Annotated in this window: 11 protein-coding genes, 1 tRNA gene and 2 pseudogenes; 1 reads left to right on the plus strand and 13 read right to left on the minus strand. The window is 43.2% G+C overall.

Going from position 1 to position 11584, the window contains the following annotated elements; genetic code table 11:
* Positions 1-77: 77 nt before the first annotated feature.
* From QUA00_RS34550 to alr, 8 genes and pseudogenes are all read right to left on the minus strand, one after another.
* Positions 78-462 (minus strand): annotated as a pseudogene (locus QUA00_RS34550) (transposase); the annotation flags it as partial.
* Positions 459-836 (minus strand): annotated as a pseudogene (locus QUA00_RS34555) (DUF6932 family protein); the annotation flags it as partial. The pseudogenes QUA00_RS34550 and QUA00_RS34555, both read right to left, overlap by 4 nt.
* Positions 837-916: 80 nt before the next feature.
* The gene (locus QUA00_RS34560; protein WP_333148321.1) at positions 917-1108 is read right to left on the minus strand and encodes a hypothetical protein; all 192 of its coding nucleotides are present in this window, start codon (positions 1106-1108) and stop codon (positions 917-919) included.
* Between the two features lie 16 nt (positions 1109-1124).
* A tRNA-Ser gene (locus tag QUA00_RS34565) sits at positions 1125-1213 on the minus strand.
* Between the two features lie 153 nt (positions 1214-1366).
* The gene (locus QUA00_RS34570) at positions 1367-2494 is read right to left on the minus strand and encodes a patatin-like phospholipase family protein (RefSeq protein ID WP_333148323.1); all 1128 of its coding nucleotides are present in this window, start codon (positions 2492-2494) and stop codon (positions 1367-1369) included.
* Between the two features lie 47 nt (positions 2495-2541).
* On the minus strand, positions 2542-3390 hold the full coding sequence (locus QUA00_RS34575; RefSeq protein WP_333225227.1) for a mechanosensitive ion channel family protein: 849 nt from the start codon (positions 3388-3390) through the stop codon (positions 2542-2544).
* Positions 3387-3659, minus strand: a complete 273-nt coding sequence (locus QUA00_RS34580; RefSeq protein ID WP_333413019.1) for a hypothetical protein — start codon at positions 3657-3659, stop codon at positions 3387-3389. The genes QUA00_RS34575 and QUA00_RS34580 overlap by 4 nt, the downstream gene beginning before the upstream one ends.
* 99 nt (positions 3660-3758) lie before the next feature.
* The gene (gene alr / locus QUA00_RS34585) at positions 3759-4961 is read right to left on the minus strand and encodes an alanine racemase (RefSeq protein ID WP_333413021.1); all 1203 of its coding nucleotides are present in this window, start codon (positions 4959-4961) and stop codon (positions 3759-3761) included.
* Between the two features lie 134 nt (positions 4962-5095).
* On the opposite strand from alr, the gene QUA00_RS34590 reads away from it, so the two are divergent.
* Positions 5096-6676 carry a peptidoglycan-binding protein gene (locus tag QUA00_RS34590; RefSeq protein ID WP_333413022.1) on the plus strand — a complete coding sequence of 527 codons (1581 nt, stop codon included), beginning with the start codon at positions 5096-5098 and terminating at the stop codon, positions 6674-6676.
* Between the two features lie 149 nt (positions 6677-6825).
* Here QUA00_RS34590 and QUA00_RS34595 read toward each other — a convergent pair whose 3' ends face one another.
* The 5 genes from QUA00_RS34595 to QUA00_RS34615 all read right to left on the minus strand — a co-directional run bounded on the left by QUA00_RS34595 (position 6826) and on the right by QUA00_RS34615 (position 11390).
* Positions 6826-8199: a hypothetical protein gene (locus QUA00_RS34595; RefSeq protein ID WP_333413024.1), complete on the minus strand. Its 1374-nt coding sequence runs from the start codon at positions 8197-8199 to the stop codon at positions 6826-6828.
* Between the two features lie 52 nt (positions 8200-8251).
* Positions 8252-8959, minus strand: coding sequence for an alpha-ketoglutarate-dependent dioxygenase AlkB (locus tag QUA00_RS34600; protein WP_333413026.1), 708 nt, complete (start codon positions 8957-8959; stop codon positions 8252-8254).
* Positions 8960-9321: 362 nt separating this feature from the next.
* On the minus strand, positions 9322-10326 hold the full coding sequence (locus tag QUA00_RS34605; protein WP_333413027.1) for an S-layer homology domain-containing protein: 1005 nt from the start codon (positions 10324-10326) through the stop codon (positions 9322-9324).
* A 77-nt stretch (positions 10327-10403) separates the two neighbouring features.
* Positions 10404-10484, minus strand: coding sequence for a DUF3370 family protein (locus QUA00_RS34610; RefSeq protein ID WP_333413031.1), 81 nt, complete (start codon positions 10482-10484; stop codon positions 10404-10406).
* A 24-nt stretch (positions 10485-10508) separates the two neighbouring features.
* Positions 10509-11390: a hypothetical protein gene (locus QUA00_RS34615; RefSeq protein ID WP_333413029.1), complete on the minus strand. Its 882-nt coding sequence runs from the start codon at positions 11388-11390 to the stop codon at positions 10509-10511.
* Between the last annotated feature and the right edge of the window lie 194 nt (positions 11391-11584).

Below are 11584 nucleotides of genomic sequence, written 5' to 3' on the forward strand. Positions count from 1 at the left end.
GACTAAGAAAAAATCCCTTTCCTCTTGGTGGCGTTTTGTCAAGTACAATTTATACAAAATTAGATGCGTTTACCCTGATAAAATATCCAAGTCTCCCAAACAAATTTGGAGCTGAATGCCGTTGAGAGAACCCGTCCACAAATAACTTAATCCCAAGAGTCTTTTGACGGTATTAAAAGCATCTTCAATCCTCCAGCGCCTACGATATAAATCTGCCACAACGTAGGGAGGTAATACATGAGGATCTAGTACGCTTGTTAAATAAGAATGCCAAATCTTACCTGAACGAACTTCAATCAGACGTAAGGTAATAAATGGAGTTTTTGCCGTTCCTGACCCGAGTTGCCACCCTTCGGGGTCTTTTTTCTTCAGTTCCTCATCTTGCTCTAACGCCCTAAGAGAATATTCAAATTTTCGGGCGCATTCTTGACTATATTCATACTCTTTTTCATTTTTAATCATGGGTTCCACCTTAATAAATCTATAGCAATAAGGCCCTTAGGATTTAACTGTCTGTCACGCTGAAAGAATTCTATAGAAGTTAAGCCGTAATCTCCTACAGGTTGATCTGAACGAAAAATTTCACCTTTATATTTGGATTTCTGTGCGCTACGATCCAAATGATTTAGTAATCTAGGGGCATTTTTTCGGAGATAATCGTAATCGACATCCTCGCTATCCCAACAAGCATCAAAATCTCCTGGGTCTGGCTTAATGGTAACAAAGCTGCCGTTGATATAAATTGTCCGGCAACCACCTGCTTTGAGTTGCTCCATTGCCATTCGCAGTCCGCGCATTAAACGCAACCTCAGCTCGTTGCTTCCAAATCGTTCTACAAATTCTTCCCATTAGCAAAAATGAACTCCTGGGGGTAAGTTGCCGTTTTCGCCGAATCCTGGAATCACTTACTCACACCTTAACACAGATGAAGATCCGGCTCTTGAGCGTACCATATTGCGATCGTTGTTGGGAAAATTGCGATCGCAGCGATAGCTTCATTGACGATCGCGGCCGACTGAGGTGGCGCTACCGATCGCCAAGAGAGAGCAAAAAATAAGCGCAAAACGCAACTTTTAAGGGTATTACGAATCCAAAACCCTTGATTCATAAAGCATTAAATAGAACGGAGAGGGAGGGATTTGAACCCTCGAAGGATGTTAACACCCTTAACAGATTAGCAATCTGCCGCTTTCGACCACTCAGCCACCTCTCCAAGATGACAGTAACTAACTATAGCACACACATCTTATTTTTGCCAACCCCTAATTTAAAAATCCCTCAATCCCTTAGTCTGTATACTTTCCGCCGCAGGCAAAAGGCAGATTTTACCCAATATCCGCCTCTGGCCCAACTCCAGACTCGAAACCTACTCCCCAAATCCCCTAGCCTTCAAGTGCTTTTCCCAACTAAAATTGGAACTCAAAAAGAACCTCTTAGTATACAAATATCCCAAGCGGTACAGGTGAGCCTTGCGATCGCCATCGAGATTAAAGTCCGTCGTCGTCACCCCAGCATCAGTCACATCAATATTAATCACCCTGCCCTTATCCATTTCTCGCTGGTGATAGCGGTCTCTTGCTTTCATCATCGTTCGGAACATCGCCGCCAGCATCGACAGCGGAGTATCAATCTTAGCTTTACTCTCAATTCCAGTATCGACCAATCGAAACCCAAAGGTAAACCAGCGCGGCATAGCAGGAGTCGCACCGACGGATTGTTTGTCATAAATCCACAGGGGGAAATTGCTCAAAATTCCGCCATCTACAATTAAGTCATCGCCGAGTTTTCCTGGTTCAAAAAATAGCGGAATACTCATCGACAACCGAACGGCTTCAGCCACGCTAAAATGTTCAGCACTTTTGAGTCGCAACTGCTCGTACAAAGGATCGGAATCCGTCGATTCGCGTCGGTGTAAGTCGTCGGGCAGCACCAACATTTCACCGCGACTGAGGTTGGATACTACTACTTTTAATTCCCGCTCTTTTACGATTTCTTTGACATCGGCAAAAGTGTGCAAGTTACCTCGACCGAGCATTGCTTCCAGCCACTGCCGGAACGGCTGCGCCGAATATTCTCCCATCTGACGGCTAACTGTTAGGAAAAGTAGAGTCCAAGCAGGAGATTGCAAGTCGTCGGCGGGGTCGCCGTTTAAAATTAGAGGACTGTTTTTTTGAGTTAAAAATATGCTGTAATCGAGCTGTCCTAAAATTTCCTCTAAATCATCTATTGACAAGTCGGTTGCCAATACTGCGGCAGTAATTGCGCCTGCAGAAGTGCCGGCCAATTTTCGCCACTGGATGCCCAAATCGCTACAGCACCTCAGTGCTCCTAAAAACGCAACTCCGCGCACGCCACCGCCTTCAAAAACCCCGTCGGCATAGATTTGACCGTTTTCGTCGGGAGGCGGAAATTTGCTGAGAATTGTTTGTTTTTCGGTGGCGGTGATTCTGACACCGGGTTCTTGCAAAATTTGCTGCGGATACCACTTGCTCATGGGAAATACCTCGGATCGATTTGGGATTTTAGATTTTAGATTGATATCTATTGTTCTTGATTTTTGTCGGCATCCATTGCCTCTTTGACGTATTGTTGAACTTGCGATCGCACTTGTTCGTAGGCCACCGACGCGCACCAAGGCCGGAGAGATAAAATAGTTGTATCTGGAGTAATCTCAGCTACCAAACAAGTCGGGGGCGGATTCTCCAACACCAGCGGGTGAGAGTGGGCAATTTCTAATAACTCAGCGACAGTTGGACGAATTGGTCGATCGCCAATATCAATCTTCAAGTCTACTCGCCTCGTTCCCATTGCCGTTGTATTTTTCAGTGTACCGTTAAACAACTGATTGTTCGGGACAATAATTTTTATGCGATCGTCTGTTACCACGGTGGTTGAAAAAATCCCGATGCTGTCCACCACTCCCTTAACATCGCCAGCTTCAATCCCATCTCCGACTTCAAAGGGCCGCAAACTAATCAACATTACCCCAGCAGCAAAGTGCGACAAAGTATTTTGCCACGCCAAACCTATCGCCAAACCCGCGGCACCCACCACCGCAACCACGCTGGTAGTTTGAATTCCCAACTGACTCAAAGCGGCGACTACTCCCACTACCAAAATCGTAATTTCAGCAGCTTGAACTAAGAATTTCCGCAGGGTGGCTTCGGTGCGACTCAGTGCTCGGCGAGTCACGCGGCCCGCAAAGCCGATCGCAAATCGCGTAATTAACAAAATGCCGATCGCCCACAGTAGTTGAGGTACAATTTTAAACCCCAATTCTACGAATTTTTTCGAGAATTCTTGGGCTACTTCCAAGGCTTGTGTTCTTTCTGCATTTAGCTGAGAATAGAAGGTTTGGGCTATTGGTAAAAACGTCTGAATAACTGTCATATCAATTGGGAATTGGGAATTGGGAATTGGGCATTGGGAATTGGGAATTGGGCATTGGTAAACGCGGTCTCAGTCTTATCGCTCACTCCTAGAGTCCGACAGGGGTTAAAAACCCCTGTCTCATAGCTAAAGTCCTCTAAAAGAGGACTAAAATCAATAATTTCCTCGTTCAAACTCTTGAGTCGGTTTAAACTGATATCTTGCACCATTGTCAGCAACAGGCAAGATGCCTGTTCCACAAAATATAAATTTTCTTGTGGAACAGGCATCTTGCCTGTTCATAAAAGGCTAATTGAGAATGGTCCAACATATGAGTTTAAACCGACTTTTGCTATGAGGCAGGGGTTTAAACCCCTGCCGGGCTATTGTTAATAGTGTACTGCTACGCGGGGCAATCGGTGTTTAAAACCGCAGAGAATTTCCCACGAAATAGTTCCTAAAGTCGTGGCCCAATCGTCAGCACTAATTTGATTTTCCCCATCTTTGCCCAACAGAGTCACCACTTCACCGACTTCTAAATCGGGAATATCAGTTACATCCAGCATTAATTGATCCATCGTCACGGCTCCCACTTGCCCCACGAATCGACCCCTGACTAAAACCTGCATTTTATTAGAAAGATTGCGCGGAATACCATCTGCATAGCCGATACCAATTACGGCAATCTGTGTCGGGCGCTGAGCTATAAATTGATAGCCGTAACTGACGCCGGTTCCTGCTTCAATTGTTTTCACCTGCGTTACCCTAGCTTTTACCTGCATTGCGGGCTTCAAATTGGAGCTCGACTGCAAGTGAGGTGCGGGATATAGACCGTAGGTAGCTAAACCGACTCGCACTAAATCATAATGCAAATCCGAATCAACAAGGGCGGCAGCAGAGTTTGCCAAGTGGAGGCGAGGGGGGTTAATTCCTGCTATTTTAATTTGCTCGATCGCCTGTTTAAACCGCTGGTGCTGCTCTCTCATAACTGTGGGGTCGGGACTGTCTGCAGTCGCCAAGTGAGAGTAAATGCTGGCTAATTTTAAATTGGGCAACCGATTGACTAATTGCACAAATTCTGTTGCTTCCTGCCAGGGCGTACCCAAGCGAGACATTCCCGTATCTAACTTAGCGTGAACTGGCAAAGATTGGTTAAGACCAGCGAGAACTTCCGAAAAAATTAGGGCTTGTTTGGCAGTACAAATAGTGGGCTGCAAGTGCCATTGGGCGATCGCTTTTACCTGTTGGGCTGTATGGGTTGCCCCCAACAGCAAAATCGGCGCTTCTATCCCAGCTTCTCGCAATTCTATTCCTTCGGGAATTGTCGCCACTCCCAGCCAACTAGCACCTGCTTGCAATGCTGTTTGACTGACTGCAACAGCACCATGCCCGTAAGCATCCGCTTTCACAACTGCCATCAGTTCTGTGTGGGGAGATAAGAGCTTTTTAAGCTGTTTTACATTGTGAGTTAAAGCTGCTAAATCGATTTCTACCCAAGCCCGCTGGCATAGTCCCCCGTAACCGTCCCCCAGCAACGTCTGGCGGGATTGTTTTGTCGTTGATTCTGCGGTTGTTTGTTCCCCACTCCACATTGTCGATCGCTCCTACTTGCTTACACCATTAAAAACTGCTCGGAGATTTTACCCTAAGTTTGATTATAATAATATTCTCTCTTTAATCAAAGTTAACTGGTGTATCATAGCACCAAAAATACGCGGTAAAAACTATGGACGGACTGGCCTACCTACATTTAGCTGAAACTTGGGAAACGGCTGCGAGTCAAACTCGATCGACAAACTCAAAAATGCACCGGAATTTAGCCTCTGCTCCTTTACTTTTCTTTACGATCGCTCTCACAATTTTCAATTTAGTTAATCCCGCACTCGCCATCAAAAAAGGTGATTCAGGCCCGGAAGTAGCCCAACTTCAGAAAACTCTACAAAACGCAGGCTATTTTCGGGGTAAGGCTACAGGATTTTACGGTTCTCTCACCCTGGCTGCTGTGAAAAAGTTTCAAGCAGAGAACAACCTGAAAGTTGACGGAATTGTCGGCCCTAAAACCTTGTCAGCGCTCAAAGGTAAGCCGGAAGAGGCGAGTAGTGAAGCTGCGGAAAAAATAGCGCCAAATGTCGATCGACCTTCGCCATCTCCTACCGCCACCGAAAACACCAACGAAGTCGAAGATAAAACTCAAATTCAGGCCCAAGAACCTCTATTCCAAAAACCATCTTTGCCACCTTTTAAAACAGAAAATTCCGAGGATCAAGAAAGTGGCTCACAACCCCAAAGGCTAGTAAATCCTCCCGACAACACTCAAGGAAAAATGACCTTGAAAAAAACCATTTACGGCAACATATCCCCCAAATCAATAGTTTATTCGGGAGCGGGTTTGTTTTTTGCTCAAAACATGATGTACCGCCACACAATCACAGTTTACGACAGGAACTTTAATTTAGTCAAGACTATTCCCGATACAGTAAACTTGTCGAAGTTCGGCTTTTCTAGATTCAAAGGCAATTATAAAGGTTCTCCCGTAGAAGCTGCTTTTTCAACCGATGGCAAATATGCCTACGTCTCCAACTACAAAATGTACGGTTCGGGGTTTAGCAATCCGGGAACCGACAGGTGTTCTCCAGCGGCCAAACACGACCAAAGTTTTCTGTACCGCATCAATACCCAAACTTTGAAAATAGAAAAGGTAATTCCTGTAGGTGCAGTTCCGAAATTCAATGCTGTTTCGCCTGACAATCGCTTCGCCCTCGCTAGCAATTGGTGCAGTTGGGATTTGAGCGTTGTTGATACCAATAAAAATCTCGAAGTCGAGCGGGTGAAACTGGGTGCATATCCTCGGGGTATTGTTGTTACTCCCGACTCAAAAAATGCCTATGTTGCCATCATGGGTTCTTCCAATATTGCGAAAGTGAATCTCATAGACTTTTCGGTAGAATGGCTGAGAAATATTGGCAATGCGCCGCGTCATTTGACGATCGATCCCAACGGAAAGTATCTTTATGCCACTTTGAACGGTGAAGGAAATGTGGCAAAAATTGATCTAAAAACTGGTAAAGTGGTGGACAAAGTTTCGACAGGAAAAGCACCTCGCAGCATGACAATTTCCGATCAGGGAAAACTGCTTTATGTGGTCAACTATTTCTCGAATACTGTTAGCAAAGTTAGGACGAGCGATATGAAAGTGCTGCAAACAGTGAAGGTTAATTCAAGCCCGATCGGGATTACTTACGATCCGGAAACTAATCAGGTTTGGGTAGCTTGCTATTCGGGCAGTATTATGGTGTTTCAAGATTAATTTAACTTGTTTCTATGTTCACTCAAGCGTGGACTAATAAAGAAGGACTAAAGTCCTTACTACAAACTGGTTCGGAGTGAGAACTTTAGTCCTCAGAATTAAGGCGGTAGCAAACGTGACGATGCCTTTGCAACCGAATTTCCTATCAATTACAAAGCTTTTAAATTGATTTTGTGCAAACTTATAAAAAGACAATCGATATCTTTACTACGAGGTACTAACTTATCTTTTCCAGTTAAGAGATGTTGTGTGATTAGTGGTGGAATAGGAAAACAAGCTTTTATTTTAGTATCTTTAGCTTGAGGGCAATAAATTTCAAAATCATCTCGATTACTTACTTGTTCTTTCAATCGATCGATTATGGTGGTGTTTTGGTTATAGTTACATAAATCAATAATTATTATTACACCACCTACAGGTATTTCATTAAGCAAAAAATTGAGATTTGTTTGAACTGTAGATATATTATAAATTTCATTTAGACAATTTTGAAAAATGAACATTTGGCTTTTTTGAATTGTTGTTTGGATTGAGTGAAGAGAATTAGATTCGCATAAATCTAGGTAATTACTATTTAGCTTTAAATCTCCGGACCAGTATTCCGGGATCACAAATTTTTCGGTAATATTTCTGCTTAAAGTCCATTCCTCAGAAGCAATATCATATACATTAACAGTTAATTTTTTAATGTTTTGATACTTATCTGATAAGTATTTACTTAAGCCTACGATTTCTGGACATGGCCCTGCACCAAATAAGCATACTTCTAGCGTTTCATTTGTTAGATTGTCCAATAAATTTTGAGCGTGTATCATTTCTAATATTTGAAAATTCATGTACGCATAATGGGGATAATAACGCATCAAATAAACTGCTTGAATTGACGGATCCGAATAATTTACTTTAACCTGATTCGATCTATAAGAATTCCACAATTCTTCTGCGGGTTTTTGTAATGATTGTAAATAGTTTTCAAAGGTTCCCTGGTTGTTTTTGTGATAAAAGTCTGTCGAATTTTCTAATCCATCTAAAAGGCAATTGTACAATATTGTCTTTCTTGTCTTTTTGATGGGTTTTGCTACTTCAGTTTTAACAGGAATTTTAGGTTTAATTTTTAGGTCTTGAATTTTATGATTAGCAATTACATTGTGCAGACTTTCTCGCTGTAGATTGAGAGATTTAACTTCTTCTTTAAGCCGCTCGACTTCGATTGCAATTGAATTGTATTCTGCTTCAATCGTGGTTTTTGATTTAGTTTTGCTATCAATTGCCTGTACAAGTTTTATTCTTTTATTTTTCAGGCTTAAAATCTGATTTTCAAGGGTTTTTAAGTTTTCGGTATAGCTGCGGATATTTTCAAGTTCTCGGTCAGATTTTTTGCTTAAAACGAAGGCACTACTAAGGGTGCTAATTGTCGCTATACCACCTATGGCAGCACTTTTATGAATATTTTTTTCTACTGCTATACCCAAACTAAAAGCAATACTAAAGCTTAAGGTTCCTAATAAAAGTAGATTTTTCATAACTCACTTAACCCTGATTTGATAGCAGCGATGAAATTTTATTTTCTTTATTTTAAACTGGTTGGATAATTCTAAAAGTTAGATTGATTCTTGGTTCCACAAATTTAGAAGTTTTAGGAATTTGATGTTGCCAGCAATGCTGGGTTTCACCTTTCATCAACAGCAAACTACCATTGAGCAAATTAATATCAATTTTGTAGTCTTTTGAGATTTTATGCTTTAATGAAAATCGGCGAGTTGCCCCAAAGCTAATTGAGGCTATAATCGGATTTTTCCCTAATTCGGGCTCGTCATCGCTATGCCAGGAAACGCTATCTTTACCATCACGATATAGATTGAGAAGCACGCTATTAAAAGTAACTTCTGATATCTCTTCAGCTTTTGATTTAATTAATTTGAGTGTGGGAGTCCAAGGATCGGGATGCTGTTCGATGCCGGAATATGTATAGGATTTGCCTTCATCTCCATACCAACCTGTAAGTCGGGGTAAAGGTATCTTTTTTCCATAAAAATGAATAATATCCTGTTTCCAGTTAATACTAGAATATAAATCTGAAAAAAGACGATCGCTTTCTTCGATACTAAAAAAATTGGGATAAAAGATCACTTCTCCATCAGTATCAATAACTACTGTTTCTTGAAGATCGCTGCTATCTAGCTGATTATCCCCAAGTCTTATCTGATGATACATAATAATTGCCTCAAATCGAATCAATGAGTGTGGAATGATGATTTGGCATGATTCCTGTGATTTTAACATCGATCTCAACTGCCCGCAAACCCAAGAAACCGGGTTTTTGGCTGATTCTGTCAGCTATGAGGAAGTATTGTCGCAAAAAAACCGGTTTCTGACGACCCGCAAACCCCAAGAAACCGGGTTTTTGGCTGATTCTGTCAGCTATAACTCAGATGTTGCACCATTGTCAAGAACGGGCCGGAGAGCCCGTTCCACAAAGAGTGAGTTTTCTTGTGGAACAGGCCGAAAAGCCTGTTCCTAAACAAGTAATTGAGAATGGTGCAAGATGTGAGCTATAACGAAGTATTGTAGCCAAAAACCCGGTTTCTGACTACCCGCAAGCCCAAGTCCGACTCATAGAAAAAAGAAGGGCTTCATTCCTCTAATTAAAGCCGCACAACATACTCAGAAGACTTAGCAGGTACTTGGCCTTTTTTGGCCATAGCTTGGTAAATCATGGCTGCTACTTCAGCGCGAGTTGCTGTTCTATTAGGCTGCAAAAGTGCGCGCTTCGGGTGATTGACAACAATGCCAGCTTCCGTGGCTGCTGCTACCTTATCAACTGCCCATTTCGGCACTTTTTTCCTGTCTGTATAAATCTGCAAAGTTTTGCTTGCTTTCGCTGACCGTTTCAAGTTTAAACCGCTCGCCAATGCTGCGATGACTTCGACGCGGGGAATATTTTTGTCGGGACGGAACTCATTGTTTGGGTATCCTTTAAGATATCCAGTTGTGACGGTGTGGTCGATCGCAGGAGCGACAGGACTCTTGTCTTTTACGTCTTTAAAATCAATTGGTTTTCGGATCGGTTCTTTGTCGTCGGACATTCGCTGAATTAAGCGCGCTAGTTCGGCTCGCGTCATCGGTTCGTCGGGACGAAATTTGTTGTCGGTGGAATCAGCAAAAATTTTCCGATCGACTAAAGCTACAATGAACGGACGCGCCCAATATTTGTCTGGAACATCGGAGAATCTAACGGGCCCAACTTTGGGTTTATCAGCTTTCGGTTTGGTAATTGCTGGATTGGGAGTAGATCGCGCAATTGGCTTGGGAGGAACAACGATTACACCCACCGGAGGAGTTGCCGGTAAAATCCGCCCTAAAGGTGCAACAGGTGCGACATCCGGTTTTGACGGAACGGGGGTTGCAGCGGGCGATCGCAAATCCGAACTTGGCGATTCTGGCGTTAATATTCCCGGAGTCGCGGGCGTAACCGCAGGCTGAGAGAAAACGGCTGGAAATTGCCAATTTCTGGCATTCAATCGATCGGGATTTCTGCCTGTTACCCAAAATAAAATTGCTCCCATCGTGCCGAAGGCAACCAAGATAGCAATCAATTCATCCAATCCTAGAGGATTTCTTTCCCCTGACGGGGGTTGTGAAGAAGACATATTGTCACCTACATACTAATGTAGAAATTAAATCACATATTTTTTGGGTCTGGGGGAAACAGAGAAGGCTAAATCAACTATTCCAAAGTTCTCACTCTCAATACCTGCGGCGGCGTGGAATCGGGAAGATAGATAAAATCAACTTTTACCGCTCTCAGTTGCTGATTTTTGTACTCTTCAACTCAGCGCCTTCTGCCTCCGAAAGAACGACTCCGACTCGGTTGACGAGAATTCCTGCCACTACCAAAACTCGGACTCCGCCTTTGCTGGCGGGAATTTGAGTTGGGATTTCGCCTGAAAGTGCTGCCACCGTAACCCGAACCGGTCGATCGATTGCCATTTGGACGTACTGAGGGTCTTACTGGCTGGTTGTATGTGGGCGATCGCAAGCGGCCTGTCGTCCTTAAAACTTGACGGTTTCTCACAACCGGAGGCGGAGTTCGATAGCGAGTTTGATACTGCTGAACAGCTTGGTTGTAAGTATTACCATACCCGCCATATCCTGTCATAATTCCCGGCTGATAGACTGGCGGCATATAATATTGCGGTCTAAATAACAAACTGCCGATCGCCTGACCGGCTATAGCCCCAGCAAACGGTGCCCAGAAGCCAGATTGCTGCCGCACTACTACGGTTTGTGGCTGACCTGTTTGAGGATTAGGAACTGTTTCGGTAACGTTGTGAACGTACTCAATTTTAAAATCTTCTGTCAAATGCAAAACCGCTTGATTGTTATCCACATTTAGATAACTTTTCTTGCCTGCCGATATTTCTTCATTTGTTAAGCGAGCCATTTGCAAATCCCTAGTGCGGTAAACTGGGGGACTGCCGGGGGGAGTATTCAGCAACATCAAACTGTATTCGCCATCAGCATCGTCGTAAGTAGCTTGCTGTACAGGATATTGACCTTGACTCAAGTTATTATTTGGTGCAGGACGCACTGTGTTAATATTCGGATTTCCCCCAGGATTTGTAGAAGTTTGTGTGCGAGGTGAACCGCAGCCTGTTGCGGTCCATAAAAAAGTTAAAGCCATTAAATAAATTGTCAGTTTTCGCAGCATCATAAATAGTAATAGGGAATTGGGAATTGGGAATTGGGCATTGGGCATCGGGCATCGGGCATTGGTAGAAATAACCCTTCGACTCCGCTCTGGGCACCGCAAATAACTAATAACTAATAACTAAGCTGTCAAACATCTAAACTGCATTAACTAAGTTACCTTTATTTTTTATTTTTCGGTTCCATTTCATAATTAGT

Origin of the sequence: Microcoleus sp. T2B6 (assembly GCF_036700475.1) — a bacterium.
GTDB lineage: Bacteria > Cyanobacteriota > Cyanobacteriia > Cyanobacteriales > Microcoleaceae > Microcoleus.